The following is a 26,904-nucleotide window of genomic DNA, read 5'->3' as shown; positions in this document are numbered from 1 at the left end:
GTCCCCCCCTCAGCATCAACCGCCAGCAGCATCAACCGCCGACGACCCCGAGGTCCCGAGGAGCAGCGACGTGCCGAGCAGCCTCCCGCAGCAACGCTTCGAGCTGTGGGCCCCCGCAGTCCTCCACCGCGTGGACGTGGTTGTCGACGGCACCCCCCATCCGATGCACCGTGACCCCTCCCGTCCGGGCTGGTGGCAGGCGGACGCGCCCGCCGATCCGGAGCGCACGCGCTACGGCTTCTGCCTGGACGGCGACCCCGTGCTGCTTCCGGACCCGCGCTCCCCGCGCCAGCCCGAGGGCCCCGACGGGCCGTCACAGCTCGTCGACCACACCGCCTTCCGCTGGTCGACGAGTCCCTGGCAGGGCCGCGCGCTGCCCGGCAGCGTGCTGTACGAGCTGCACATCGGCACCTTCACCCCCGAGGGCACCTTCGACTCCGCCGCCGCCCGGCTCGACCACCTGGTCGAGCTCGGTGTCGACCTGGTCGAGGTGATGCCGGTCTGCCCCTTTCCCGGCACCCACGGCTGGGGCTACGACGGGGTGTCGCTCTGGGCCGTACACGAGCCCTATGGCGGACCGGAGGGACTCAAGCGCTTTGTCGACACAGCACATCGGCTCGGCCTCGGGGTCGTCCTGGACGTCGTCCACAACCATCTCGGCCCCTCCGGCAACTACCTGCCGCGCTTTGGCCCCTACTTCACGGAGCGCCACCACACCCCCTGGGGCTCGGCGGTCAACCTCGACGCCCCCGGCTCCGACGAGGTGCGCAGGTACCTGATCGGCAGCGCGCTGGCCTGGCTGCGCGACTACCGGATCGACGGACTGCGGCTGGACGCCGTGCACGCCCTGGCCGACAACCGCGCGGTCCACTTCCTGGAGGAGTTGGCGACGGCGGTCGACTCCCTCGCCGCCGCCACCGGCCGACCGCTGTTCCTGGTGGGCGAGTCGGACCTCAACGATCCCCGCCTGATCACGCCCCGCGAGGGCGGCGGTCTCGGCCTGGCCGCGCAGTGGAGTGACGACTTCCACCACGCCCTGCACACCGCGCTCAGCGGCGAACGCCAGGGCTACTACGCCGACTTCGCCGTCCGGCCGCTCGGCGCACTGGCCAGGACCCTCACCCGGGGCTGGTTCCACGACGGCACCTGGTCCTCGTTCCGCGAGCGCACCCACGGCCGCCCGCTCGACACCCGCCGCACCCCCGCCCACCGGCTCCTCGGCTACCTGCAGACACACGACCAGGTCGGCAACCGCGCCCTGGGCGACCGCCTCTCCGCCACCCTCGACCCCGGCCTGCTGGCGGCGGGCGCGGCCCTCGTCCTCACCGCACCGTTCACACCGATGCTGTTCATGGGCGAGGAGTGGGGCGCCGGCACTACCTGGCAGTTCTTCACGGACCATCAGGACCCGGGCCTGGCAGAGGCGGTGCGCACGGGTCGCCGCAACGAGTTCGCCGGCCACGGCTGGTCGGCCGAGGAGGTCCCCGATCCGCAGGCGGCCTCGACCTTCCTCGGCTCCAGACTCGACTGGACCGAGACCCACCGAAAGCCGCACGCGACCCTGCTCGCCTGGTATCGCACGCTGCTGGCGCTGCGCCGCGCCCACCCGGCGTTCACCGACCCGGACCTCTCCGCCGTCCGGGTTGACCACGACGAGGAGCAGCGCTGGCTGGTCCTGCACCGCGGGCCGTACCGCACAGCGGTCAACCTGTCCTCCGAGCAGCGCACCCTCCCTCTGGGTGGGCCCTGCACCGACGTGCTCGCCGCCTACGGCCCGTACCACGCCGCAGGCAGCGAGCTCACCCTGCCGGCCTACTCCACCGCCGTCGTGCGCACCGGAGGCCGGCACTCCGACTGAGCGGCAACCCCTCGGCGGGACAGCGTCACTGACGGCTGGTCAGCCCGCTGCCGGCTCCAGGACCGGTTCGGCGGCCGGGGACGCCTCCGCGTCCCGGTTCCGCCCGGTCTGGTTGAAGAGCAGGTTGAGCGCGATGGCGACCAGGCAGCCGGCGCTGATCCCGGAGGTCATCACCGTCTGCACCGCCTGCGGGAAGGCGCGGTAAAAGGTCGGCGCGGCGATCGGCAGCACTCCGAAGCCGATGGACACGGCGACGACCAGCAGGTTGCCGTTCTCCTGGAGCCGGGCCCGGGTGAGGGTGCGGATGCCGCTGGCCGCGACCGTGCCGAACAGAGCCAGGCCGGCCCCGCCGAGGACCGGCTGCGGCACCACGTCGACGAGCGCTCCGGCCACCGGGAACAGGCCCAGCAGCACCAGGATCACACCGCTCGCGGCGACGACGAAGCGGCTGCGCACGTTGGTGAGCGCAACCAGGCCGATGTTCTGGGCGAACGCGGTGGCGGTGAAGCCGTTCAGCAGCGCGGCGAGAGCGCTGGCCGCGCCGTCGGCGCGCAGGCCGGCGGTGATGGTGGCCCCGTCGGCCGGCTTGTCGACGATCTCGCCCAGCGCCAGCATGTCGGCGGTGCTCTCGGTCATCGACACGATCATCACGATCAGCATCGAGATGATCGCACCGGCCTGGAACTGCGGTGCGCCGAAGTGGAACGGAGAGGGAACGGCGAAGACAGGGACGTGCGCGAGGCGGCCGAAGTCGGCCTTCCCGAGCGGGACGGCGGCGAGGGTGCCGGCCAGCAGGCCGATCAGGATGGAGATGCTGCGCAGGAATCCGCCGAGGAAGCGGTTGAGCAGCAGGATCACCGCGAGGGTGACTCCGGCGAGACCGATGTTGCGCAGTGACCCGAAGTCGGCCGCGGTGGGGTTGCCGCCCTGCGCCCAGTTGGCGGCGACGGGGAACAGCGAGAGCCCGATCAGGGTGATCACGGTGCCGCTGACCACTGGCGGGAAGAACCGGTTGAGCCGGCCGAAGTAGGGGGCGGCGACGAATCCGGCCACTCCCGCGACCAGGATGCCGCCGTAGATCAGCGGCAGCGCCTGACCGGGATGCGCGGTCTTCGCGATGGCGACCATGGGGGCGACGCCGGCGAAGGAGATGCCGTTGACGAAGGGCAGCCGGGAGCCGACCTTCCAGACGCCCAGGGTCTGCAGCAGCGTCGCCAGCCCCGAGGTGAGCAGCGCGGCGCCGATGAGGACGGTGAGCTCGGTGGCGCTGAGGCCGCAGGCGGCGCCGACGATCAGCGGCGGCGCGACGACTCCGGCGTACATCGCGGCGATGTGCTGCAGGCCGTAGGCGATGAGCTTGGGAGCCGGAAGCAGTTCGTCGACGGGGTGAACAGCGGACTTTTCGGCCGAATCAGGACGTGCGGAGTCCACGCGGGTGCCTCCAGGGGTGCGGTGCGTTCACCGGAATGGGGGGGAATGCCCGGCGGGCAGGGGACGGCCTGCGGACCGGGCGAAGCGAGGGCCGGACGGCGATCCGGAGATTCCGTGATTCGAAATTACTTTTTCGGTTGCAGGAAACCTAGATCCAGCCACAACCACCGTCAACAGAATGTTGAGCAATTTGTGGCTTCCTACAGGCAGCTCAGCCCGCCGCCCGCTCCCGCAGTTCCCGCCATATCGCTCGCACCTGCGGCTCCAGCCGCTCCATCGGTCCGTCGTTGTCGATCACCAGGTCCGCGACGGCGAGGCGCTTCTCGCGGGACGCCTGCGCGGCCATCCGAGCGCCCGCCTCCGCCTCGGCCATGCCGCGCAGCTTCACCAGTCGCTCCAGCCGGGTGCCGTCGGCCGCGTCGACGACGACCACCAGGTCGTACCGGGGCGCGAGCCCGTTCTCGGCGAGCAGCGGAACGTCGTGGACCACTACGTCGTCGGTACCGGCCTGCGCCTCAAGCTCCGCCGAACGCCGTCCGACCAGGGGGTGCACGATCGCGTTGAGCGCCGCCAGCCGGGCCGGGTCGGCGAAGACGACGGCGCCGAGCTTCGGCCGGTCCAGGGAGCCGTCGGGCATCAGCACCTCGGGGCCAAACTCGGCGACGACCGCCGCCAGGCCCTCCGTCCCGGGCGCGACGACCTCACGGGCGATCAGGTCCGCGTCCACGACGACCGCCCCGTACGAGGCAAGCAACCGCGAGACCTCGCTCTTGCCCGCCCCGATACCACCCGTGAGCCCGACCTTCAGCATGGCCGCAGCATACGGCCTCCGGTCAGGCGGCGACCGACGTCGGGTCCGAGGTGCGTGGCGACGGCAGCAGCGCTGCCGCCTCGGTCGGCACGGCCAGCGCCGGCAGGGTCTGGTTCTCGCGCAGTCCGAAGCGGGCGTGCAACCGCCGCAGCCAGGCCGGCGCCCACCAGTTGAGCTTTCCGAACAGCGTCATCGTCGCGGGCACCAGCAGCATCCGCACCAGCGTCGCGTCCACCAGGATCGCCACCGCCAGCGCGAGACCTATCTCCTTGATGTCGAGCATGCTCCCGGTCGAGAAGCCTGCGAACACCACCACCATCAGCAACCCCGCCGAAGTGATGATCCGCCCGCTGCGCTGCACCCCGAGCTCCACCGAGGAGCGGCACGGATACCCCTCCTCATGGAGTTCCTTGATCCGCGAGAGCAGGAACACCTCGTAGTCCATCGACAACCCGAAGGCGAAGGCGAACACCAGGACCGGAATCCACGCCTCCAGGCCGCCCGTCGGGGTGAAGCCCAGCAGGCCGCTGAACCATCCGTCCTGGAACACCAGGGTCAGCACGCCCAGCGAAGCGCCGAGCGACAGCAGGTTCATCAGCAGTGCCTTCAACGGCACCAGCACCGAACCGGTCATCAGGAACAGCAGCAGGAAGGTCACGCAGGCGACCAGGCCGAGAGCCCACGGCCCGCGCGTGGCCACCTCGTGCTTGAAGTCGACCACCGTCGCCGCGTCACCGGTCACCCAGGTGGTCAACCCACCCCGGTCGGCCCGCAGCTCGCCGACCACCCGCTGCGCCGTCGCCCCCTGCATGCTGCCGTTCACGTCCACGCCGACGCTGACCAGCCCGGAGACGGACGACGACCCGGTGGCGGACGGCCCGGTGGCGGACGACCCGGTGCTGGACGCTCCGCTGCTCGCCTGCACGGTCGCCCCAGACACGCCGGGAAGCGTACGGATGTGCTGCGCATACGCCTCGGCCTGCGCCGTGCTCCCCTGCACCGCGACCGTGACCGCCGCCTGTCGCTGCTGCGGGAAACGGGTGGCCAGCGCGTCCGCCACGTCCCTGCTGCTGAACGACTTCGGCAGGACGTCGGCCCCGGCACTCTGCGCATGCGCGGTCAGGAACGGAGCCGCCATGGCCAGCAGGATCGCTCCGACCCCCAGCGCCACCGGCAGCGGCCGGCGCTGCACCCGGCGCACGGTACGGGCGAACACGCCGTCGTCGGGGACAGGCGCCACCGGCGCCTTGATCCGGCGGCCGACGAAGCCCAGCAGCGCCGGGATCAGAGTCAGGCCCGACAGGACGGTGATCACCACAACGCTGACCCCGGCGGCCGCCACCGCCCGGAAGATCGGGCTGACGAAGACGAAGAGCCCGGACAGCGCGGCGGCGACCGTCAGCGCCGAGAACGCGATGGTACGGCCTGCCGTGGCCGAGGTGCGCTCCACCGCTGCGGCGACGTCCGCGCCCCGGCTTCGCTCCTCCCGGAAGCGGTTGACCATGAGCAGCGCGTAGTCGATGGACAGGCCGAGGCCGAGCACGGTGGCGATGGGCAGCACGCTGGTGTCCATCGGCATGATCTGGCTGAAGCCCAGCAGGGCCAGCAGCGCCCCGGCGATCGAGCCGATCGCACCGATGAGCGGTAGTCCGGCGGCCAGGAAGCCGCCGAAGATCAGCACCATCACCAGCAGTGTCAGCGGCAGGGTGACGAACTCGCCGAGCTCGGTGTCGTGCTTGGTCTGCTGCTGCACCTGGGCGTCGAGGATCTGCGCGCCGCCCAGCTTCACGGTGGTACCGGGTGCTGCGCCAGAGATCTCGCTGAGCCGCTGCGAGGCCGCAGCCAGAGTCTTCTGTCCGCTGGGAGTGCCCTCGTCGGTGCTGAGCTGAACCTGGATCAGGCTCGCCTGCCCGTCACTGGAACGCAGTGCCGTCCCCGTGCTTCCGGCGCTGTAGGTGTCGGTGACCCCACTCACGCCCGGTATCCGCACCAGGTCGGTGGCAGCGGCACCGACGGCGGCCTTCACGGCGGGGTCGTCCACCGCCTTGCCCTCCACGAGTGCGGTGATGCTCCGGTCCGAGGCGCTGGACGCGGTCAGCAGCGCGCTGCCGGTCGCCGACTCCGATCCCGCGGCGCTCGCGGACGGCGCGGCGGCGTCGAACACCTTGGTGCCGAACAGCAGCCCGGCGGCGAGCAGCAGGGCCCACAGGGCGAGCACCCAACGCCGATGCCGGAAGCTGAACCGTCCCACTGCGGCGAACGGCCCACCACAGCGGGAAGAGGGTGCGTGCATGCGGGGACCTTGCATCCGGGGAAGGGGCTGTTGACACCATCGCCCAGAATTCACCGGATCGGAAGATTAATGATCTATGACCTAGTTCACGGTAAGAAGACCCTGATGCCCGAATTGCCTGCGTGGACATACGAAAGAGCCCCCGCCCGATGATCCGGACGGGGGCTCTTCTCAGCTGGAGCTCATGCTCAGCGCAGGGCGCTGATCAGCTCTGGCCACCCGCGAGCTTCTCGCGCAGGGCGGCGAGGGCCTCGTCGGTCGCCAGGGCGCCCGAGGTCTCGTCGCTGCTCGAGGAGTACGAGCCACCGGAGAGCGCACCCGCACCGGCGCTGGCGCCGGCCTCGGGGGCCGCACCCTCGCCCGCGGCAGCGGCCTCGGCGTCGGCCTCGCGGCTCTTGATGACCTGGGCCTGGTGCTGCTCGAAGCGGGTCTGCGCCTCGGCGTACTGGCGCTCCCACTCCTCACGCTGCTTCTCGAAGCCGGGCAGCCAGTCGTTCGCCTCGGGGTCAAAGCCCTCCGGGTAGATGTAGTTGCCCGCATCGTCGTAGGAGGCAGCCATGCCGTACAGGGTCGGGTCGAACTCGACCGACGCCGGGTCGGCACCGAGGGACTCGTTGGCCTGCTTCAGCGAGAGGCTGATGCGACGACGCTCGAGGTCGATGTCGATGACCTTCACGAAGATCTCGTCGCCGACCTGGACGACCTGCTCCGGGATCTCCACGTGGCGCTCGGCCAGCTCGGAGATGTGGACCAGACCCTCGATCCCCTCGTCCACGCGGACGAACGCACCGAACGGAACCAGCTTGGTGACCTTACCCGGGACGACCTGACCGATCTGGTGGGTCCGGGCGAACTGCTGCCACGGGTCCTCCTGGGTCGCCTTCAGCGACAGGGAGACGCGCTCGCGGTCCATGTCCACGTCGAGAACCTCGACGGTGACCTCCTGGCCGACCTCGACAACCTCGGAGGGGTGGTCGATGTGCTTCCAGGACAGCTCGGAGACGTGCACCAGGCCGTCGACGCCGCCCAGGTCCACAAAGGCACCGAAGTTGACGATGGAGGAGACGACGCCGGAGCGCACCTGGCCCTTCTGCAGGGTGGTGAGGAAGGTCTGACGGACCTCGCTCTGGGTCTGCTCCAGCCACGCACGGCGGGACAGGACCACGTTGTTGCGGTTCTTGTCCAGCTCGATGATCTTGGCCTCGAGCTCCTTGCCCACGTAGGGCTGGAGGTCGCGGACACGACGCATCTCGACCAGCGAGGCCGGCAGGAAGCCGCGGAGGCCGATGTCGAGGATGAGACCACCCTTGACGACCTCGATGACGGTACCGGTGACGATGCCGTCCTCTTCCTTGATCTTCTCGATCGTGCCCCAGGCGCGCTCGTACTGAGCACGCTTCTTGGACAGGATGAGACGACCCTCCTTGTCCTCCTTCTGGAGAACAAGGGCCTCGATGTTGTCGCCGACCTTGACGACGTCATGCGGATCGACGTCGTGCTTGATGGACAGCTCGCGGGAGGGGATGACGCCCTCGGTCTTGTAACCGATGTCGAGGAGAACCTCGTCACGGTCGACCTTCACGATGATGCCCTCGACGATGTCGCCATCGTTGAAGTACTTGATGGTCTCGTCGATCGCCGCGAGGAAGGCCTCTGCGTCGCCGATGTCGTTGACCGCCACCTGCGGGGTGGTACGGGCCTCGGTGCTGCTGGTCGTCATTAGGAAAAGGGCTCCGGTACGGACATGAAGTCGTAGGTACTACTACGCCGGGGACCCGTTATCGCTCCACCAAGGACCAGACAGGGCAGAGCCGGTGTATCGCCTCTCCCAGACCTGTTCTGGGAGCCGATACCCCGGGCTGTGACTGTGGGGTCTTCAACAGATGCGAGCGCGACCTGCTCCGTCCGAGGCGCGCAGGCCCGCAGCGCAACTTGTAGCATACGGGGACAGCCATGCACGGTCAATGCGGGATGCCGCAGGCCGGGAGGGGCCCACACAGACCACATCAAAATGGTCAATCAGGACACTTCCGGAGCCCACAGCACACACACACGGCGACCCCGACTGGCGACGCCCGACGCTACACAGGGAAGGTTACGCTACGCCGGAGATGACCGAGCACACCGCAACCCCCGCTGACGCCACCGACCTTTCTGACATGGGCCTCGACCTCGACACGGACCTCGACGCCGAGCTCGACCCTGTCCTCGACGACGCCGAGGCGGTCCGCCGCGACGCCGGAGCCGGCGAGAGCAGCCACGCCAACCGTCGCTGGTGGGACCGGAACGCCGACGAGTACCAGGACGAGCACGGCTCCTTCCTCGGCGACGCCCGCTTCACCTGGTGCCCCGAGGGCCTCGACGAGGCCGAGGCCCGCCTCCTCGGCGACCCCGCCGACCTGCGCGGCCGCACCGTCCTGGAGATCGGCGCCGGCGCCGCGCAGTGCTCCCGCTGGCTCGCCGCCCAGGGGGCCAGACCGGTCGCCCTCGACCTGTCGCACCGTCAGCTCCAGCACTCGCTGCGAATCGACCAGCAGCTCGGCCTGCCGCCCGTCCCGCTGGTCCAGGCCGACGCATCCGTGCTCCCCTTCGCCGACCGCAGCTTCGACCACGCCTGCTCCGCGTACGGAGCAGTGCCCTTCGCCGCCGACACGGCGCAGCTGATGCGCGAGGTGCACCGGGTCCTGCGCCCGGGTGGGCGGTGGGTCTTCTCGGTCACCCACCCGATCCGCTGGGCCTTCCCCGACGAGCCGGGCCCGGAGGGGCTGACCGCACTGTCCTCGTACTTCGACCGCACCCCTTATGTCGAGCAGGACGAGGAGGGCCGCGCGGTGTACGTCGAACACCACCGCACCCTCGGCGACCGGGTGCGGGAGCTCACCGCCGCCGGCTTCCGGCTAGTCGACCTGGTCGAACCCGAGTGGCCGGACGGACTCACCCAGGAGTGGGGCGGCTGGAGCCCGCTGCGGGGGCGGCACCTGCCGGGCACCGCCATCTTCGTCACCGTCGCCGACTGAGCCCGCAGAACCCGCCGAACCGGCCGAGGCCCGGCCGTCCCTTCGCCTGCCGCGCAGCTCCAGCAGGAACGCGCAGCCCAGCAGCAGCGCACCGACCACCGGGAAGCCCCAGGGGATGTAGGTGCTGAGCGCCAGAACGAGGATCCGCTGCTGCTTCACCAGGGCAGCGGTGGAGTCCAGGTAGTCGGACCGGATCTTCACGTCCCCGGCGAAGACGGTCACCGGGGCCCTGCCGCCGGCGGCGGGGAAGCGCAGTTCCTCGTGGTGCTGCTCCTCGCCGTTGACGGGGGCTCCGGTCACCGGGTCGACCCAGAACGTGCGGACCGTGGTGTACCAGCGCTGGTAACCGAGCGCGGCGATACTCGCCGGGGTGAGGCCGGTGACACCGGCCGGCATGGTCCGGGGAAAGGGGACCTGGGTCCAGGGGATGGTCTGCTCGAAGTAGTAGACCCGCATCCCCCGGTACATTCGGACGCCCTGGTAGTGGATCGGCGCGGAGGTCCTGGTCTGCTCGTCGTAGTACTGGTAGTCCCGGGGCTGGGTGTCGAAGGGGAACTTGTACTCGATCCCGGTGCGGGTCACCGGGTCGCCGTCGACGCTCTCGCCGCAGCAGTGCACCGGGTCCTGGGTGTGGGCGTCGAAGACGTAGACCTCCGGGATGCTGGAGATCATCCTGCCGTCGTTGCCGAGGACGTAGGAGAGGGTGTCCCAGACCACCACGTCGCGGCCGGTGCGACGCTTCTCGGCGGCGGCCGCGGCGCTGTCCCCCCTGAGGGTCTGCACGATGGTCACGGTCCGGTGCGGGACGCCGGTGAGGGTGCTGTAGTCGATCAGGGTGGCGTCCCTGGCCTGCAGCACCACGACCTGGTACTGGTTGGCGGGCACCTCGACCACACGCGGGTAGTCGTACCAGCGCAGCAGCGGGCCGAGCGCCGCCAGGAAGGCGGCGAGCGCGACCAGCAGCAGACTCGACCTGCGATGCATCGACCGGCCCCCTCTACGGATGCGCCGGGGCGCTGGTCACCATCGGAGGGGACGAGGTGCGGCCGCCCTGATGCGCGAGCGGCACCAGGGCCAGGGCGAGCCCCACCGCGAGCACCACTCCGATCGCCGCAGCCATCAGCACGCGCACCGGCCACCTCCCTCGTCAGGCCGCCCGCACCGTAACGCGGAAGGTGCCAAATGAGAACAGGTTCTACTCGATCGGCGTCCGGCCGATCGCCAGCAGGGCCAGCCACAGCTCGGCCCGGTCACTCGTGGAGCTCAGCGAACGACCCGTCAACTCCTCGATCTGGGTCAGCCGGTAACGCACTGTGTTCCGATGCACGAACAGCTGCTCGGCCGTGGCCTGGACCGAGCCGTCGGTGGCGAGATAGCGGCGCAGCGTGCCCACGAGGTCGGCCCGGTGCTCGGCGTCGAAGCGGGACAGCGGCAGCAGCATCTGCTCGCTCAACTGCCGTACCGCCGGCGACGGCCGGCTCAGCAGCAGGTCGGCGAGGCGGAGCGGGGCGGCCACAGGCGCGGCGGCGCCCCGGCTCAGGGCGGCGCGGGCCTCCAGGTAACCCTCTTGGAGGCCCCGCGCGCCGCTGCCCGGAGCGCTCAACCCGACGGCGGCCGAGGTGCCGCGCAGGGGGTCGCGACGCAGCGCCTCCCACAGTCCCTTGGCCTGCGCCTCGGCGAAGTCCTCCGGGTTCCCCCGGTCCTCGGGCAGCAGGACCATGAGGACGCCCTCGACGACGGCCGACAGAGGCGGGTGGGCAGGCCCCGCCGACGAATCGTCGGCCCGGTCACCGAGCTGGGCCGGCGACCAGGACAGGCGGCCCAGGCGGCGCCGGGTCTCCTCCTCCCGGCCGGGCCGGGAGGCCGTCCAGTGGCCCAGCAGTACCTGGTACCGACGCCCCGGATCCACGCCGTGCACGGCGAGCAGCCGGTCCTCGCCCTGGTCGGCCGACCCTGGCGACGACCCCGTCGACCACCCTGGCGCCCACCCCGGCGACGACCCTGCTGACCGGTCCGGCGGGCCGGTCAGCACCTCCTCCAGCAGACGGCCCAGCTGGACCCGGCGACCGGCCAGGAAGGACAGCCGCCGGGCCAGCTCCAGCCCGACCAGCCGGGCCGCGTAGGGCAGCGGCTCGGGCCGCTCGCTCACACCCGCGACCAGCCACGCCACGGCGACCCCGTCGACCTCGACCTCCAGGCGATGCGCCTGGGTCGGCGGCAGCGCTCCCGCCAGCATCCCGCCGTCGGCGGCCAGAACCGCGGCGGGGCCGCCGATCTGACGGCGCAGCGTCCGCAGCAGCTGGTCGAGGCCCTCCCCCGCGAGCACGGCCTGCGTCAGCCGGTCGTGCGCGTCGACCAGCCGTCGCTGCGCGGTGTGCCGCTCCGCGGCGATGCGCTCCGCCACATGGCGGCCGACCGCGATGAAGGGCGTGTCGTAGGGGACGTCGAGGACCGGCAGGCCGACCCCCTGTGCGGCGGCCAGCAGCGCGCGGGGCACCGCAGTGTGACTCAGCCCCGTGCCGAAGCCGATGCCCGCCGCTCCGGCCTCGGCCAGCCGGGAGACGAAGGCGGCCTGCGCGGCGGCGGTACGCAGCCGCAGCCCGGTGGTGAGGATCAGCTCACCACCGTCCATCCAGGGCGTCGGGTCGGCGAGTTCGGTCGGCGCGACCCAGCTGACCAACCGGTCCAGGCCCGCGCCGCCGGTGCAGGAGCGCAGGGCGAGGCTCTCGACGGCGAGGAGGTCACGCAGAAGCACGGGCATGGCGCGGACTGTATTGGCGCACAACCCGGGGTCGGAAGACCGTGCGACGGTCCATAGCCCAATCGTCACCCGACTCCCTAAGTTCCTGGCCCAGCAGATCACCACCGGGACCGGAAGCCGAGGACGATGTGACGGACACCCAGGCCCCCAGCAGTCCACCGCCCGACCCTCCGACGGCCGGCCCGGGCGCGGTCGCCCTGCAGGGCCTGACCAAGACCTTCGGCGCGGTACGCGCCGTCGACGGCGTCGACCTGGAGATCCACCCCGGCGAGTTCTTCTCCATGCTCGGCCCCTCGGGATCGGGCAAGACCACCGTCCTGCGCATGATCGCCGGCTTCGAGGAGCCGAGCAGCGGGCGGGTGCTCCTGGGCGGCGCCGACGTCACCCGGCTCGCGCCCTTCGACCGGGACGTCAACACGGTGTTCCAGGACTACGCGCTCTTTCCGCATCTGTCGGTACGCCAGAACGTCGAGTACGGGCTCAAGGTGAAGGGCGTCGCCAGGGCCGAGCGGAGCCGCCGGGCCACCGAGGCCCTCGCTGCCGTACGGCTGCACGACTACGCAGACCGGCGCCCCGCCGAGCTCTCCGGCGGCCAGCGCCAGCGCGTCGCCCTGGCCCGCGCCCTGGTCAACCGGCCGTCCGTGCTCCTGCTCGACGAACCCCTGGGCGCCCTGGACCTCAAACTGCGGCTGGAGATGCAGATCGAGCTCAAGGAGATCCAGCGCCAGGCCGGGATCACCTTCGTCTTCGTCACCCACGACCAGGACGAGGCGCTCACCATGAGCGACCGGATCGCCGTCTTCAACAACGGCCGGATCGAGCAGACCGGAACGCCCGCAGAGGTCTACGAGCGCCCCGCGACCGCGTTCGTCGCAGGCTTCGTCGGGACCTCCAACCTGCTCCAGGGAGCCGCCGCAGAACAGGTTCTCGGCGCCCCCGGCAGCTACTCGGTGCGACCGGAGAAGATCCGCATCGCCCACCCCGACGACCCGGCCGGACCGGACGAGTGCTCCGCAGCCGGAACGATCTCCGAGGTCGTCTACGCGGGCGCGCAGACCCGCTTCCTGGTCGACCTGGAAGCCGGCCCCCGCCTGGTCGCCCTGCGCCAGAACCTCGACGAGTCCAGCGCCGACGTGGCCCGCCACCGCGGCTCCGCGGTCGTCCTGGCCTGGCGCCGGGAGCACACCGTCCAGCTGAACGACCAATGACGACCACTGACGACCACTGACGACCAGCCCGTCAGGTGGTCCAGCACAGCAGCCAGCAGTTCAGCGATTGGAGAGCACCCCATGCGCCATGCCCGTTCCCTCACCGCACTCGCCGCCGCGGCGACCCTGCTGCTCAGCGCCGCCTGCTCGGCCAAGGCCGGCAGCAGCGGCGCCGCCACTCCGCAGTTCGTCCCGCCGAGCATACCCATGCAGAAGACCCTGGGCCCGGGCGAGGGCGTGGTGAACATCGTCGCCTGGGCCGGCTATGTCGAGTACGGCCAGGACAGCAAGACGGTCGACTGGGTCTCGGCGTTCACCAAGAGCACCGGGTGCAAGGTCAACCTGAAGGTCGCCGGCACGTCCGACGAGATGGTCGCACTGATGAAGACCGGCCAGTACGACACCGTCTCCGCCTCCGGCGACGCCACCCTGCGCCTCATCGCGGGCGGCGACGTCGCCCCCGTCAACACCGACCTGGTGCCCAACTACGCCGGGATCTACCCCAGTCTGAAGAACCAGCCGTGGAACTCGGTCAAGGGCGTCGCCTACGGCATCCCGCACGGCCGGGGCGCCAACCTGCTGATGTACAACACCGCCAAGGTCACCCCCGCCCCCACCTCCTGGGCCGCCGTGTTCACCCCGGGCTCCCCCTACAGCGGGCACATCACCGCCTACGACGACCCCATCTACATCGCCGACGCCGCCCTCTACCTGATGAAGTCCCAGCCCTCGCTGGGCATCAAGAACCCCTACGCCCTCACCACAACGCAGCTCGCCGCCGCGACCACCCTGCTCAAGGCACAGAAGAAGCAGGTCAGCTCCTACTGGAGCGACTACACCAAGGAGCAGGCCGCCTTCGACTCCGGTGACGACTGGCTCGGCACCACCTGGGAGGTCATCCAGCAGGCCGTGGCCGCTGACGGCAAGGTGAAGACCAACGCGATCCTGCCCAGCGAAGGGGCCACCGGCTGGTCCGACACCTGGATGGTCTCCGCCCATGCGGCCCACCCCAACTGCGCCTACCAGTGGATGAACTACATCGTCTCACCGAAGGTCAACGCCCAGGTCGCCGAGTACTTCGGCGAGGCGCCGGCCAACTCGCTGGCCTGCGCGCAGATCACCGACAACGCCAACTTCTGCACCGACTACCACGCGGCCGACGAGGCCTACTGGAAGAACGTCTACTACTGGAACACCCCGACCCAGCTCTGCGTCGACGGCAGCGGCAAGAACGACTGCACCACGTACGCGCAGTGGGTCAACGCCTGGAACGAGATCAAGAGCTGATGCCCGCTCCCGTACGCAGGCTGGCCGGGGCGCTGCACCGCCGCCCCGGCCTGCGCCTGGCCGCGCTGCTCTCCGCGCCGATGGCGTGGCTGGTGCTGGCCTACCTGGGGTCGCTGGCGGTGCTGCTGCTGTCGGCCTTCTGGACCACCAACGAGTTCACGTCCAACATCGAACACCTCTGGAACACCGACAACTTCCAGCAGGTGCTCACCGATCCGCTGTACCGCTCGGTCACCCTGCGGACCCTGGGCATCGCCGTGGCCGTGACCGTCCTGGACGCGCTGCTCGCCTTCCCGATGGCCTTCTACATGGCACGGGTCGCCCGCCCCCGTAACCGGCACCTGCTGCTCGTCGCCGTGCTCACCCCGCTGTGGGCCGGATACCTGGTCAAGGCCTACGCGTGGTGGGTCATGCTCAGCCACGGCGGGGTCATCGACTGGATCACCGGTCCGTTCGGCGGCTCCTCACCGGGGTTCGGCATCCCCGCCGTGGTGATCGTGCTGACCTATCTGTGGCTCCCCTACATGGTGCTACCGCTGTACACCGCGCTGGAACAACTCCCGGACAGCCTGCTCGCCGCCTCCGCCGACCTCGGCGCCAGACCCTGGCGCACCTTCACCGGAGTCGTCCTCCCGCTGGTCAAGCCGGCCCTCATCGCCGGGTCGGTGTTCACCTTCTCGCTCAGCCTCGGGGACTACCTGACGGTGCAGATCGTCGGCGGCACCAGCCAGATGCTGGGCAACGTCATCGCGTCCAACGTCACGCTCAACCTCCCACTGGCAGCGGCCACCTCCTGCGTCCCGGTCCTGCTGATCATCGGCTACCTGCTCGCCGTGCGCCGCACCGGCGCACTCGACAACCTGTGAGGCACGCATGCACCTCTCCCGTGGCTCCCGGATCGCGCTGCGCGCCGCGATGGCACTGGGACTGGCCGTGATCTACGTCCCGCTGCTGCTGGTGCTGGTGAACTCGTTCAACTCCTCGCGCTCCTTCGCCTGGCCGCCCACCGGGCTCAGCACCCGCTGGTGGTCGGCCGCGTGGCAGGAGACGGGGCTGCGGCAGGCCCTGTACACCTCGCTGAAGGCCGGGCTCGGGGCGACCACGATCGCCCTGGTGCTCGGCACCATGGCCGCCTTCGCCGCGACCCGCTACCGGTTCTTCGGCCGGCAGTCGGTGTCCTTCCTGCTGATCCTGCCGATCGCGCTGCCCGGCATCGTCACCGGCATCGCCCTCAACGCCGCCTTCCGCACCGTGCTCACCCCGCTGGGGGTGGGCTTCGGACTGTTCACGGTCGTGGTCGGCCACGCGACCTTCTGCATCGTCGTGGTCTTCAACAACGTCTCGGCCCGGCTGCGCCGCCTCGCGCCGTCGAGCGAGCAGGCGTCGGCGGACCTGGGCGCGCACACCTTCCAGACCTTCTGGTACGTCACCCTGCCGGCGGTGCGCAGCGCGCTCTTCGCCGGAGCACTCCTGGCCTTCGCGCTGTCCTTCGACGAGATCGTCGTGACCACGTTCACGGCAGGGCCGGGCACCCAGACCCTGCCGCTGTGGATCTTCGACAACCTGGCCCGGCCGAACCAGGGCCCGATCGTGGACGTGGTGGCAGCGGCACTGATCGTGCTGTCGGTGCTGCCCGTCTACCTGGCCCAGCGCCTCAGCGGCGAGGCCCTGCGCTGACCGACGTCCGTACCGCCGCTCAGCCGGCGGCAGCTCAGGCCGACCGGCCGTACGCCCCGGGGGCGTTAGCGCCTGTCCGGTCGATCTTCGCCGCTGCGGGCATCAGCGGCTCCGCCGCGTGGCGGTGCCTCGCGAGGCGGTGCCTCGCGAGGCGGCGGAGCGCCGTTCGTAGCGGAGCTACCAGAGCGCTCTGCCAACACGGCGAGGTGGAGTGGCAGACGGCGTGCGCACACGAAAATCGGCCGGACAGGCCTAGTGCGCCGCGGTCTCCCAGTCGCGGCCCGAGCCCACCGACACGTCCAGCGGCGCGCGCAGCGGATACGCCGCGGCCATCTCCCGGCGGACCAACTCCTCCACCCGCTCGCGCTCACCGGCGGCGACCTCGAGCACGATCTCGTCGTGGACCTGGAGCAGCATCCGCGACTCCAGACCCGCCGCGGTCAGCGCCTCGTCGACCTTCAGCATCGCGATCTTGACGATGTCGGCGGCCGACCCCTGGATCGGGGCGTTCAGCGCCATCCGCTCCGCCATCTCCCGGCGCTGGCGGTTGTCGCTGGTCAGGTCCGGCAGGTAGCGGCGGCGGCCGAGCACGGTCTGGGTGTAGCCGGTGTTCCTGGCCTCGTCGACGACCCGGCGCAGGTAGTCCCGCACCCCGCCGAAGCGCTCGAAGTAGGTGTCCATCAGCCGCTGCGCCTCGCCGGTGGCGATGTTCAGCTGCTGCGAGAGGCCGAACGCCGAGAGGCCGTACGCCAGTCCGTACGACATGGCCTTGATCTTGCGGCGCATCTCCGCGTCGACCTGGGCCGGCTCCACGCCGAACACCTGCGAGCCGACCGTGGTGTGCAGATCCTCGCCGCTGCCGAAGGCAGCGAGTAGGGCCTCGTCCTCGGACAGGTGCGCCATGATCCGCAGTTCGATCTGGCTGTAGTCGGCGGTCAGCAGTTCCTGGTATCCCGCGCCCACGACGAAGGCCCGGCGGATCATGCGGCCCTCCTCGGTGCGCACCGGGATGTTCTGCAGGTTGGGGTCGGTCGAGGAGAGCCGGCCGGTCGCGGCGACCAGTTGGTTGAAGGTGGTGTGGATCCGGCCGTCCGCCGCGACGGTCTTGATCAGGCCCTCGACGGTGCTGCGCAGCCGGGTCTGGTCGCGGTGCCGCAGCAGAATCACCGGCAGCTCGTGCGGAGTCTGGGCGGCCAGCCAGGTCAGCGCGTCGGCGTCAGTGGTGAACCCGGTCTTGATCTTCTTGGTCTTGGGGAGGCCCAGCTCGCCGAAGAGGATCTCCTGCAGTTGCTTGGGCGAGCCGAGGTTGAACTCGTGGCCGACCGCGGCGTGCGCCTCCTTCACCGCCTGCTGCACCGCCGCGCCGAACTGGATCTCCAGCTGCGTCAGCCACTCCAGATCGGCGGCGATGCCGGCCCGCTCCATCCGGGCGAGCAGCGACGCGATCGGCAGCTCCAGGTCCCGCATCAGCTCCAGCGCGCCGTCCTTGGCGAGGCGGGACTCGAACACCTCGGCCAGGTCCAGGACCGTGCGGGCCTGTTCCATCAGCGACTGCGCAGCGGCCGCCGTCTCGTCGTGGGCGTCGCCCGTCTCGTCGCCGAACGCCAACTGGCCCATGTCGGCGGCCGCGGTCGAACCGAGCTGGCGGCCGAGGTACTCCTCGGCGAGCACGTCCAGGCCGAAGGTGCGGCGGCCGGGCTTCTCCAGGTAGGCGGCCAGGGCGCTGTCCGCGACCACGCCGTCGACCTGCCAGCCGTGCTCGGCGAAGGCCCGCATGACCTGCTTGGCGATGTGCAGCGCCTTGGGGCGCGCGGCGTCCGCGAGCCAGGCCGCGAGCGCCCGCTCGTCGGACTCGGCCAGCGCCGCCGGGTCCGCCCAGGCGGCGGGGCCGCCCTCGACGGCCAGCGCCACCGCGCCGACCCTGCCCTCGCCGAGGGCCCAGGTGTAGTCGGCGGCGAGGCCGGTCCTGGCCGCGCCCGAGGCGTGCTCCGCCAGCCACGCCGCCAGCGTGCCCTCGGCGGTGAGCATCTCGCCCTGGACCTCGATGCCGGGAGCGGCGGCCTGGATGGCGGCGCCCGGCTCGGCCGCGCCCGGGTCGACGGCAAAGAGCCGGTCCCGCAGCGCCTGGTTGCGGAACTCCAGCGCTTCCAGCAGCTCCATGGTCGCGTCCCGGTCGTACGGCCGGCGTCCGAGGTCGTCCACGGTCAGGGACAGCTCCACATCGCGGACCAGCTCGGTCAGTTCGCGGTTGAGCTTCACGGCGTCGAGACCGCCCCGCAGCTTCTCGCCGATCTTGCCCTTGACCTCGTCGGCGTGCGCCACCAGCTCAGCGAAGGAGCCGTACTGGCTGATCCACTTGGCGGCGGTCTTCTCCCCGACACCGGGGATGCCGGGCAGGTTGTCCGACGGGTCGCCGCGCAGCGCCGCCAGGTCGGGGTACTGGGCGGGGGTGACGCCGTACTTCTCGAACACCTTCTCGGGGGTGTAGCGGGTCATCTCGGAGACGCCCTTGGTCGGGTAGAGAACCGTGACGTCGTCGGTGACCAGTTGCAGGGCGTCGCGGTCGCCGGTGAGGATCAGCACCTCGAAGCCCTCGGCGGCGGCCCGGGTCGCCAGCGTCGCGATGATGTCGTCGGCCTCGAACTCGGCCAGCCGCAGGTGCGGCACCCGCATCGTGTCCAGCAGCTCGCTGACCAGCTCGACCTGGCCGCGGAACTCCTCCGGCGAGGAGGAGCGGGTCGCCTTGTACTCCGGGTAGATCCCGGCCCGGAAGGTCTTCCGCGACACGTCGAACGCCACCGCGAAGTGGCTGGGCGTCTCGTCGCGGAGGATGTTGGCGAGCATCGAGGTGAAGCCGTACACCGCGTTGGTGGGCTGTCCCGTGGTGGTGGCGAAGTTCTCGGCGGGAAAGGCGTAGAAGGCGCGATAGGCCATGGAGTGGCCGTCGAGGAGCAGCAGCCGGGGCCGCGCCGCGCTGCTGTTACCGGTCTTGCTCGCCATTACTGCCACCGTTCCGCCGGGTCTGGTTCCAGGCGAAATCCTATGGCCCGCCACTGACAGTGCCTCCCACTGACACCGCCACCACTGCTACCCGTAGGCCGGGTCGTACGATCGCAGGCAGCTCACGCACCACCCGACCTCCCTCAGGAGCACCATGTCCGAGCAGCACCCAGAGCCGGCCCTCAAGCTGAACGTCCCGCAGGACGTGATCGACCACTTCGCGAAGCTTGGCGTCGACGCGGCCACCTTCTCCGGCGGGCACCTCGGCGAGCGCCTCGGCATCCACCTGGTCGAGGCCTCCCCCGAGCGCGTCGTCGGCACCATGCCGGTGGAGGGCAACCAGCAGCCCTACGGCCTGCTGCACGGCGGCGCCTCGGCGGCGCTCGCGGAGACCCTGGGCTCCGTCGGCGCGATGCTGCACGCGGGACCGGGACGGTACGCCGTGGGCGTGGACCTCAACGCCACCCACCACCGCTCCGCGACCTCCGGCCTGGTCACCGGTGTCGCCACCGCCGTCTACCGTGGGCGCACCGCCGCGACGTACGAGATCGCGATCACCGACGACCAGGGGCGGCGGATCACCAGCTGCCGGCTCACCTGCATGCTCCGCGACACCTGAGAGCCACCCGCGAGTAGCGGCCAACGGGCCCGGCGCGGAATGTTTGGCACACGCCCGCGCCGGGCATCGCACGCCCCAGCGAAGGGGGTGAGGCCGATGACCGGCGGCCGGGAGCCGTTCGAGCGGGCAGGAGACATCGGCCCGCTCGAGACCCCGCACGAGCTGTCCCGGGAGAGCGGCTCCGGCGCCCCCGCGACCGTGCTCAGCGAGTCGGGCGGTTCAGCCCTGGAGCGGCGCTTCGGCGCCTGGTGGCGCGGCCTCGGAGTCCGGCGCCGCCGCTGGACCCTGCTGGTCACCGGCACGGTCGTGCTCGTTCTGCTCGGCGCTCTCGTCGCTTATGAGCACCACCGAGTGACCATTGCGGCGCCCCCACCTCCCTGGCCGGCCCAGATCACCAAGGTCGACTACAGCGGCGTGGGCCCGCCCCCGGACGCGAGCGGGCGACGTTTCACGCTACTGCTGACCTTCACCGACAGCGGTGATCACAACGTGACGATCACTCAGATCGCACAGTCCTACCGGGGAATGGTCGTTTCGGTCCAGCCGGCCATGCCCATCGTGCTCTACCCCGGCAAACCGCAGGTGGTACGCCTGGCAGTGGACGTACAGAACTGCCTGAACGCGCCCCTGCATGATGATCTTCCTTTCATCGACGTAACGTTGAGTAACCCGCGCGCAATACAGACGCAAAGCGAAATCCTGGGCGACTCGTACACCGCAGACGTCGATCGACTCCTCACTCGGGCATGCACAGGCTTTCCGGTCAAACCATCGGCAGGTCCCCGCCCATCCGTCCGTTGACCTGCTCGCCCGTAGAAAATTCGGCACCCCTTCGGATGCTCCGGACATTCCCCGTCCCGCCCCTGGACCCCGGGGCGAAGGCTCAAGTTTTCCTCAGCTCATAACAAGACCGTCACATCAAGCGTGTTAGCCCTGCCCAATCGGCTGATCGGGGCCTAAAGTCACGCCCAGTCACCGCGCCATCGGATCGACAGGTCGGGGCCTGCGCGCGGTTCGACCCTCGCCCATGAGGAAAGGACTGAACGTGCGAAACCGTTCCCTGCTCATTGCAACCACTCTTGCCGTTACCGGCGCCCTCAGCCTCACCGCCTGCGGCTCCCGTGCCAGCAGCAACAACAGCAACGCAGGTGCCACAACCACCGTCACCATCGGCGTCGACGCCCCGCTCACCGGGTCGCTCTCCGCACTGGGTCTCGGCATCAAGAACTCCGTCGATCTGGCGATCAAGACGGCGAACTCCACCAAGGAGGTCCCGGGGGTCACCTTCAAGATCGAGGCGACGGACGACAAGAAGTCGCCGCAGCAGGGCCAGCAGAACGCAACGGCCCTGGTCGCGGACTCCAACGTGGTCGGTGTCGTCGGCCCGCTGAACTCCGGCGTAGCCGTCTCCATGCAGAAGATCTTCGACGACGCCAACCTGGTCGAGGTTTCCCCCGCCAACACCAACCCCACCCTCACCCAGGGCCCGAACTGGCAGACCGGCACCAAGGTCCGCCCGTTCAAGTCCTACTTCCGCACCGCCACCACCGACGCCATCCAGGGCCCCTTCGCCGCCCAGTACGCCTTCACCACCCTGGGCAAGAAGAAGGTCTTCCTGGTCGACAACAAGCTGACCTACGGCGTCGGCCTGGTCTCCACCTTCAAGGACGAGTTCACCAAGCTCGGCGGCACTGTCGTCGGTCAGGACCACGTCACCAGTGGTGCGAACGACTTCTCCTCCACCGTCACCGCCATCAAGAACTCCGGCGCCGACTTCGTCTACTTCGGTGGCGAGTACCCGGACTCCGGCCCGCTGACCAAGCAGCTCAAGGCCGCGGGCGACAAGATCCCGCTCATCGGCGGCGACGGCATGTACGACCCGACCTACATCAAGCTCGCCCAGGGTGCTGCCGAGGGCGACTACGCCACCTCGGTCGGCGCGCCCGTGGAGACCCTCGACTCCGCCAAGAAGTTCATCTCCGACTACGCCTCCGGCGGCTACACCGACCCCTACGCGGCGTACGGCGGCTACTCCTACGACAGCGCCTGGGCGATCATCGAGGCCGTGAAGTCCGTGGCCGCCGCCAACAACGGCAAGCTGCCGGCCAACCCGCGCCAGGCCATCGAGGCGGCCATGTCCAAGGTCAGCTTCAACGGCGTGACCGGCACCGTCTCCTTCGACCAGTACGGCGACGCCACCAACAAGCAGCTCACCGTCTACGGCGTCAAGGGTGGCGTCTGGGCGACCGTCAAGACGGGCACCTTCTCCGGCTGACCCCACAGCCACCACTCCTCAGCACGATCACCGCGCGGGGGCGCTGCATCGGCGGCGCCCCCGCGCGGTTCCACAACCACCCCCAGCCGGCTCCCGCCGCCACGACAACGGAGGCCAGCGGTGCACGAACTGCCGCAAAACCTAACCAACGGCCTACTACTCGGCGCAACCTACGGACTCATCGCCGTCGGTTACACGATGGTCTACGGCATCGTCCAGCTCATCAACTTCGCCCACGGCGAGATCTTCATGACCGGCGCGTTCGGCGCCCTGACTGTCTACCTCGGCCTGGGCGCCGGCACCTCCATGTGGATCGCGCTGCCGCTGATGCTCCTCGGCGGCATCTTCACAGCCACGGTCATCGCCATCGTCGCCGAGCGCTTCGCCTACCGGCCGCTGCGCAGCGCACCACGTCTGGCACCGTTGATCACCGCGATCGGGCTCTCCATCACGCTCCAGCAACTCGTCTGGGGCTTCTACCCGAAGGCCAAGTCGCCCCGGATCTTCCCGTCCCTCCCCGGCGGCCCCTTCCACATCGGCTCGGTCATCTTCCAGTCGGCCGACATCTTCGTCGTCGTCTCGTCCGTGGTCTCCATGCTCTTCCTTGCCTACTTCGTCCAGCGCACCCGCACCGGCCGCGCCATGCAGGCCACCGCCCAGGACCCCGACACCGCCAAGCTCATGGGCATCAACACCGACCGGGTCATCGTCATCGCCTTCGCACTGGGCGCGACCTTCGCCGCCGTCGCCGGAGTGTCCCACGGCCTCCGCTACGGCCAGGTCTCCTTCGACATGGGCTTCCTCGCCGGGCTCAAGGCCTTCACCGCCGCCGTCCTCGGTGGTATCGGCAACATCTACGGCGCCATGCTCGGTGGCATCGTCCTGGGAGTCAGCCAGTCCCTCGCAGCCGCCTACATCCAGAAGCTCCCCGGCATGAGCCAGTTCGGCGGCGGCGCCTGGCAGGACGTCTGGGCCTTCATCATCCTCATCCTCGTGCTCATGATCAGGCCGCAGGGTCTGCTGGGCGAGCGCGTCGCGGACAGGGCGTGATCACCATGACCGACACCCAGCCGACCCCGGCTCCCCTCCCCCGCCCGGCCATCCCCATGCCCGCCAGCGTGGCCCGGGGACTCACCCTGGCAGGCGGCCTGCTCACCGCCGCCTCCGCCTTCCTGGCCTGGACCTACAGCTCCACCTTCCCCGGCGACCTCACCGTCAACGGCTTCCCGGGCGGGCTCCAGTGGCTCACGCTGACCGCAGGCGCCCTGACCGCTGTCTTCGCCCTCGCGACCTACCGTCCACGCGGACTTGGCTGGATCGCCCCCGGCAACGCTGAAGGCCCCACGTTCCTCCTCGCCGTTGGCGCGCTGGCCACGACGTGGTTCACTCTCGGTGCCATCACCGCCGAACTCGGCGGCCTGGCCAACCTCACTTCCGGGGGCTGGATCGCCGGAATCGCCAGCTTGATCGGCGTCATCGGCGCGCTCGGACTTCCTCGCGCCAGCACGGTCCCGTCACCGCGCACCACCAGGAAGGAGGTGATCCAGGGCCTCGGCACGATCGCCGGCCTCCTACTCTTCGGCCTCCTGGTACACAACGTATCCCCCGACTTCACCACCTTCCTCGACCGCGTTGCCGGAGCCGTCGTCCTCGCCTATGTCGGCCGGACGATCAACCGCTACCTCGGCCCCCGCGGCGACGTCAAACCAGGCGCCCCGCTGCCCCTGTACGTCGAACTCCTCATCATCACCGGACTTCTGGCGCTCGGCCTGGGAATCTTCACCTTCGGCATCGACACCGCCTACGGTGAGCTCTTCGTCGGCTTCCTGGTCGTCTTCTGCTTCGCCATCTGGGCGTTCAGCCGTTCCGGCCTCCTCGACCGCATCTCCTCGATCACCGCACGCCACCGAGCGTTCGCAGCAATCGGCATGTTCGTCGCTGCCGCAGCCTTCCCGTTCACGCAGAGCAACGACGCCAACGCGACCATCGGCGTCAACATCCTCATCTTCGGAGCCACCGCACTCGGCCTCAACGTCGTCGTCGGCCTCGCAGGTCTCCTCGACCTCGGATATGTCGCCTTCCTCGGTGTCGGCGCCTACGCCGGAGCCCTGGTGTCCGGCGCGGCAACCTCCGTGCTCCACGTCACCTTCCCCTTCTGGGCTGCAGCTCTCACCGGCGCCGCCGTCGCCGGCTTCTTCGGCGTCCTCCTCGGCGCGCCCACTCTCCGCGTCCGCGGCGACTACCTCGCCATCGTCACCCTCGGCTTCGGCGAGATCTTCCGTATCGTCGTCAACAACCTCGACGGCATCTCCGGACCCAATGTCACCAACGGCCCCAACGGCATCGTCAACATCCCCGACCTCAGTGTCTTCGGCTTCAACCTCGGTGCGTCCCACACCTTCGGCAGCTTCACCCTCGGCCGCTTCGCCAACTACTTCGAGCTGATGCTGCTGCTCACGGCATTCATCGCCCTCGTCTTCAGCCGGTCAAGCAACTCCCGAATCGGACGTGCCTGGACCGCGATCCGCGAGGATGAGATCGCCGCGACCGCCATGGGTATCAACGGTTTCCGATTCAAACTGCTCGCCTTCGCCTTCGGCGCGACACTCGCCGGCCTCGCCGGCACGGTCATGGCGCACGTCAACTTCAGCGTCGTACCGGACCCCTTCGTCTTCGCCGGACCTGTTCCGCCCAACTCGGCCTTCCTCCTCGCCGCCGTCGTCATCGGCGGCATGGGGACCGTCAGCGGCCCGCTCATCGGCGCGGCCCTCTTCTACCTGCTGCAGGCCAAGCTCCAGTTCGTCCAGAGCCAGCAACTACTGCTGTTCGGCATCGCCCTGATCCTCTTCATGCGCTTCCGTCCCGAAGGCATCATCGCCAGCCGGCGCCGCCAGCTGGAGTTCCACGAAGCCGAGGAGCAGCCCGCAGCCACACTCAGCACAGCAGGGGCGTGACCAGATGACCGACACCACCACAGCACCCGCCGCCGACAGCGCCCCCGCCCCCGGCACCCCGCTCCTCGAAGCACGCGGCGTCATCATGCGCTTCGGGGGCCTCACCGCTGTCAACAACGTCGACCTCACCGTCAACACCGGCGAGATCATCGGCCTGATCGGCCCCAACGGAGCCGGCAAGACCACCTTCTTCAACTGCCTCACCGGCCTCTACGTCCCCACCGAGGGACAGGTCACCTACCAGGGCAAGATCCTCCCGGCGAAGCCCTACAAGGTCACCGAAGCCGGGATGGCCCGCACCTTCCAGAACATCCGGCTGTTCCACAACATGACGGTGCTGGAGAACGTCCTCGTCGGCCGCCATACCCGCACCAAGGAAGGCATCCTCTCCGCCATCCTCCGCGGCCCCGGCTACCGCCGCGAGGAAGCCGAGTCGCGCGAGAAGGCCATGGAACTCCTGAAGTTCACCGGCCTCGCCCGCAAGGCCCAGCACCTGGCCCGCAACCTCCCCTACGGCGAGCAGCGCAAGCTCGAGATCGCCCGCGCCCTCGCCAGCGAGCCCGGCCTGCTGCTCCTCGACGAGCCCACCGCAGGCATGAACCCGCAGGAGACCCGGGCCACCGAGGAGTTGGTCTTCGCGATCCGTGACCAAGGCATCGCAGTCCTCGTCATCGAGCACGACATGCGCTTCATCTTCAACCTGTGCGACCGCGTCGCCGTCCTCGTCCAGGGGCAGAAACTGGTCGAGGGCACCTCCGAGGTGGTCCAGGCCGACGAGCGCGTCATCGCCGCCTACCTCGGCACCCCGTACGAGGGTGCGGCCGAGGCCGAGGGCACCACCGAAAGCAGCACCCCCGAGGAGGACCAGTGACCGCCCTGCTCGAGGTCGAGGACCTCCGCGTCGCCTACGGCAAGATCGAAGCGGTGAAGGGCATCTCCTTCAGCGTCGAGGCGGGCCAGGTGGTCACCTTGATCGGCACCAACGGTGCCGGCAAGACCACGACCCTGCGCACCCTCTCCGGCCTCCTTACCCCCGTCGGAGGCAGCATCCGCTTCGACGGGCAGCCCCTGGGTGCGGTCCCCGCGCACAAGATCGTATCCCTCGGGCTCGCTCACTCCCCCGAGGGCCGTCACATCTTCCCCCGTATGACCATCGAGGAGAACCTCCTCCTCGGCGCGTTCCTGCGGAAGGACCAGGACGGCATCCGAAGCGACGTGCAGCGCGCCTACGACCTCTTCCCCATCCTCGGGGAGCGGAAGAAGCAGGCGTCCGGCACGCTCTCCGGCGGCGAGCAGCAGATGCTAGCCATGGGCCGCGCCCTGATGTCCCGTCCCAAGCTGCTCATGCTGGACGAGCCCTCCATGGGCCTCTCCCCCATCATGATGCAGAAGATCATGGCGACCATCACCGAACTCCGCGACCAGGGCACCACCATCCTGCTCGTCGAGCAGAACGCCCAGGCCGCCCTGTCGCTCGCCGACACCGGCCACGTCATGGAGGTCGGCAAGATCGTCCTCTCCGGCCCCGGCTCGGACCTCCTCACCGACGAGTCGGTCCGCAAGGCCTATCTCGGCGAGGACTGACCCGCCGTCGGGCAACGCAGTCGGGGGGGGGGGGGGGGGGGGGTGGGGGGGGCCCCCCCCCCCCGTTTTTTTTTGTGAAAAAAAGGGGGTTTTATATTTGTTGAAAGGGGCGAGGGGGACGGGGGGCGG

21 protein-coding genes are annotated in these 26,904 nt (G+C 69.8%); 13 read left to right on the top strand and 8 right to left on the bottom strand.

Features of this window, described 5'->3' with window-relative positions:
- Positions 1-70 precede the first annotated feature (70 nt).
- Complete coding sequence (gene treZ, locus ABIA33_RS22345; protein ID WP_370084142.1) at positions 71-1,858, top strand: malto-oligosyltrehalose trehalohydrolase; 1,788 nt, start codon at positions 71-73, stop codon at positions 1,856-1,858.
- Between the two features lie 39 nt (positions 1,859-1,897).
- Here treZ and ABIA33_RS22340 read toward each other — a convergent pair whose 3' ends face one another.
- From ABIA33_RS22340 to rpsA, 4 genes are all read right to left on the bottom strand, one after another.
- Positions 1,898-3,289 carry a nucleobase:cation symporter-2 family protein gene (locus ABIA33_RS22340; RefSeq protein WP_370084141.1) on the bottom strand — a complete coding sequence of 464 codons (1,392 nt, stop codon included), beginning with the start codon at positions 3,287-3,289 and terminating at the stop codon, positions 1,898-1,900.
- Positions 3,290-3,500: 211 nt separating this feature from the next.
- Complete coding sequence (gene coaE / locus ABIA33_RS22335; protein WP_370084140.1) at positions 3,501-4,100, bottom strand: dephospho-CoA kinase; 600 nt, start codon at positions 4,098-4,100, stop codon at positions 3,501-3,503.
- A 22-nt stretch (positions 4,101-4,122) separates the two neighbouring features.
- Complete coding sequence (locus ABIA33_RS22330; RefSeq protein ID WP_370084139.1) at positions 4,123-6,393, bottom strand: MMPL family transporter; 2,271 nt, start codon at positions 6,391-6,393, stop codon at positions 4,123-4,125.
- A gap of 205 nt (positions 6,394-6,598) precedes the next feature.
- The gene (rpsA, locus tag ABIA33_RS22325) at positions 6,599-8,113 is read right to left on the bottom strand and encodes a 30S ribosomal protein S1 (protein ID WP_370084138.1); all 1,515 of its coding nucleotides are present in this window, start codon (positions 8,111-8,113) and stop codon (positions 6,599-6,601) included.
- A gap of 439 nt (positions 8,114-8,552) precedes the next feature.
- Here rpsA and ABIA33_RS22320 point away from each other — a divergent pair, with 439 nt between their 5' ends.
- Positions 8,553-9,410: a class I SAM-dependent methyltransferase gene (locus tag ABIA33_RS22320; protein WP_370084260.1), complete on the top strand. Its 858-nt coding sequence runs from the start codon at positions 8,553-8,555 to the stop codon at positions 9,408-9,410.
- On the opposite strand, the gene ABIA33_RS22315 is transcribed toward ABIA33_RS22320, so the two are convergent.
- The 3 genes from ABIA33_RS22315 to ABIA33_RS22305 form a co-directional block, all read right to left on the bottom strand.
- On the bottom strand, positions 9,291-10,394 hold the full coding sequence (locus ABIA33_RS22315; protein WP_370084137.1) for a DUF3068 domain-containing protein: 1,104 nt from the start codon (positions 10,392-10,394) through the stop codon (positions 9,291-9,293). The genes ABIA33_RS22320 and ABIA33_RS22315 overlap by 120 nt on opposite strands.
- Positions 10,395-10,407: 13 nt before the next feature.
- Positions 10,408-10,542 carry an SPW_0924 family protein gene (locus ABIA33_RS22310; protein ID WP_370084136.1) on the bottom strand — a complete coding sequence of 45 codons (135 nt, stop codon included), beginning with the start codon at positions 10,540-10,542 and terminating at the stop codon, positions 10,408-10,410.
- Positions 10,543-10,605: 63 nt separating this feature from the next.
- On the bottom strand, positions 10,606-12,171 hold the full coding sequence (locus tag ABIA33_RS22305) for a PucR family transcriptional regulator (protein ID WP_370084135.1): 1,566 nt from the start codon (positions 12,169-12,171) through the stop codon (positions 10,606-10,608).
- Positions 12,172-12,299: 128 nt separating this feature from the next.
- On the opposite strand from ABIA33_RS22305, the gene ABIA33_RS22300 reads away from it, so the two are divergent.
- From ABIA33_RS22300 to ABIA33_RS22285, 4 genes are all read left to right on the top strand, one after another.
- Entirely contained in the window at positions 12,300-13,379 is a 1,080-nt protein-coding gene (locus ABIA33_RS22300; RefSeq protein WP_370084134.1) for an ABC transporter ATP-binding protein, read from the top strand.
- An 81-nt stretch (positions 13,380-13,460) separates the two neighbouring features.
- Entirely contained in the window at positions 13,461-14,666 is a 1,206-nt protein-coding gene (locus tag ABIA33_RS22295; protein ID WP_370084133.1) for an extracellular solute-binding protein, read from the top strand.
- Positions 14,666-15,532, top strand: coding sequence for an ABC transporter permease (locus ABIA33_RS22290; protein ID WP_370084132.1), 867 nt, complete (start codon positions 14,666-14,668; stop codon positions 15,530-15,532). Before ABIA33_RS22295 ends, ABIA33_RS22290 begins: the two co-directional genes overlap by 1 nt.
- A gap of 7 nt (positions 15,533-15,539) precedes the next feature.
- Positions 15,540-16,343: an ABC transporter permease gene (locus ABIA33_RS22285; RefSeq protein WP_370084131.1), complete on the top strand. Its 804-nt coding sequence runs from the start codon at positions 15,540-15,542 to the stop codon at positions 16,341-16,343.
- A 252-nt stretch (positions 16,344-16,595) separates the two neighbouring features.
- On the opposite strand, the gene polA is transcribed toward ABIA33_RS22285, so the two are convergent.
- Complete coding sequence (gene polA, locus ABIA33_RS22280) at positions 16,596-19,343, bottom strand: DNA polymerase I (protein WP_370084130.1); 2,748 nt, start codon at positions 19,341-19,343, stop codon at positions 16,596-16,598.
- Between the two features lie 154 nt (positions 19,344-19,497).
- Between polA and ABIA33_RS22275 the strand changes: the two genes are divergently transcribed.
- The 7 genes from ABIA33_RS22275 to ABIA33_RS22245 all read left to right on the top strand — a co-directional run bounded on the left by ABIA33_RS22275 (position 19,498) and on the right by ABIA33_RS22245 (position 26,775).
- Complete coding sequence (locus ABIA33_RS22275) at positions 19,498-19,962, top strand: PaaI family thioesterase (protein WP_370084129.1); 465 nt, start codon at positions 19,498-19,500, stop codon at positions 19,960-19,962.
- 96 nt (positions 19,963-20,058) lie between these two features.
- The gene (locus tag ABIA33_RS22270) at positions 20,059-20,763 is read left to right on the top strand and encodes a hypothetical protein (RefSeq protein WP_370084128.1); all 705 of its coding nucleotides are present in this window, start codon (positions 20,059-20,061) and stop codon (positions 20,761-20,763) included.
- Positions 20,764-21,007: 244 nt separating this feature from the next.
- Positions 21,008-22,237: a branched-chain amino acid ABC transporter substrate-binding protein gene (locus ABIA33_RS22265; protein WP_370084127.1), complete on the top strand. Its 1,230-nt coding sequence runs from the start codon at positions 21,008-21,010 to the stop codon at positions 22,235-22,237.
- A 120-nt stretch (positions 22,238-22,357) separates the two neighbouring features.
- Positions 22,358-23,287 carry a branched-chain amino acid ABC transporter permease gene (locus tag ABIA33_RS22260; RefSeq protein ID WP_370084126.1) on the top strand — a complete coding sequence of 310 codons (930 nt, stop codon included), beginning with the start codon at positions 22,358-22,360 and terminating at the stop codon, positions 23,285-23,287.
- Between the two features lie 5 nt (positions 23,288-23,292).
- On the top strand, positions 23,293-25,191 hold the full coding sequence (locus ABIA33_RS22255; protein WP_370084125.1) for a branched-chain amino acid ABC transporter permease: 1,899 nt from the start codon (positions 23,293-23,295) through the stop codon (positions 25,189-25,191).
- A 4-nt stretch (positions 25,192-25,195) separates the two neighbouring features.
- The gene (locus tag ABIA33_RS22250; RefSeq protein ID WP_370084124.1) at positions 25,196-26,062 is read left to right on the top strand and encodes an ABC transporter ATP-binding protein; all 867 of its coding nucleotides are present in this window, start codon (positions 25,196-25,198) and stop codon (positions 26,060-26,062) included.
- The gene (locus ABIA33_RS22245; protein WP_370084123.1) at positions 26,059-26,775 is read left to right on the top strand and encodes an ABC transporter ATP-binding protein; all 717 of its coding nucleotides are present in this window, start codon (positions 26,059-26,061) and stop codon (positions 26,773-26,775) included. The genes ABIA33_RS22250 and ABIA33_RS22245 overlap by 4 nt, the downstream gene beginning before the upstream one ends.
- The last annotated feature ends 129 nt before the right edge of the window (positions 26,776-26,904 follow it).

This window comes from Streptacidiphilus sp. MAP12-16 (genome assembly GCF_041262165.1).
Classification (GTDB): Bacteria; Actinomycetota; Actinomycetes; order Streptomycetales; family Streptomycetaceae; genus Streptacidiphilus.
Note: the sequence above shows the minus strand (reverse complement) of the source record. Positions and strands in the feature narration are given on the sequence as shown.

What these genes read in the sequence shown, in the direction of transcription:
- coaE (WP_370084140.1), bottom strand. Translation starts at nt 4,100, where the DNA reads ATGCTGAAGGTCGGGCTCACGGGTGGTATCGGGGCGGGCAAGAGCGAG.
- ABIA33_RS22330 (WP_370084139.1), bottom strand. Translation starts at nt 6,393, where the DNA reads ATGCACGCACCCTCTTCCCGCTGTGGTGGGCCGTTCGCCGCAGTGGGA.
- rpsA (WP_370084138.1), bottom strand. Translation starts at nt 8,113, where the DNA reads ATGACGACCAGCAGCACCGAGGCCCGTACCACCCCGCAGGTGGCGGTC.
- ABIA33_RS22320 (WP_370084260.1), top strand. Translation starts at nt 8,553, where the DNA reads ATGGGCCTCGACCTCGACACGGACCTCGACGCCGAGCTCGACCCTGTC.
- ABIA33_RS22315 (WP_370084137.1), bottom strand. Translation starts at nt 10,394, where the DNA reads ATGCATCGCAGGTCGAGTCTGCTGCTGGTCGCGCTCGCCGCCTTCCTG.
- ABIA33_RS22305 (WP_370084135.1), bottom strand. Translation starts at nt 12,171, where the DNA reads ATGCCCGTGCTTCTGCGTGACCTCCTCGCCGTCGAGAGCCTCGCCCTG.
- ABIA33_RS22295 (WP_370084133.1), top strand. Translation starts at nt 13,461, where the DNA reads ATGCGCCATGCCCGTTCCCTCACCGCACTCGCCGCCGCGGCGACCCTG.
- ABIA33_RS22290 (WP_370084132.1), top strand. Translation starts at nt 14,666, where the DNA reads ATGCCCGCTCCCGTACGCAGGCTGGCCGGGGCGCTGCACCGCCGCCCC.
- ABIA33_RS22285 (WP_370084131.1), top strand. Translation starts at nt 15,540, where the DNA reads ATGCACCTCTCCCGTGGCTCCCGGATCGCGCTGCGCGCCGCGATGGCA.
- polA (WP_370084130.1), bottom strand. Translation starts at nt 19,343, where the DNA reads ATGGCGAGCAAGACCGGTAACAGCAGCGCGGCGCGGCCCCGGCTGCTG.
- ABIA33_RS22275 (WP_370084129.1), top strand. Translation starts at nt 19,498, where the DNA reads ATGTCCGAGCAGCACCCAGAGCCGGCCCTCAAGCTGAACGTCCCGCAG.
- ABIA33_RS22270 (WP_370084128.1), top strand. Translation starts at nt 20,059, where the DNA reads ATGACCGGCGGCCGGGAGCCGTTCGAGCGGGCAGGAGACATCGGCCCG.
- ABIA33_RS22255 (WP_370084125.1), top strand. Translation starts at nt 23,293, where the DNA reads ATGACCGACACCCAGCCGACCCCGGCTCCCCTCCCCCGCCCGGCCATC.
- ABIA33_RS22250 (WP_370084124.1), top strand. Translation starts at nt 25,196, where the DNA reads ATGACCGACACCACCACAGCACCCGCCGCCGACAGCGCCCCCGCCCCC.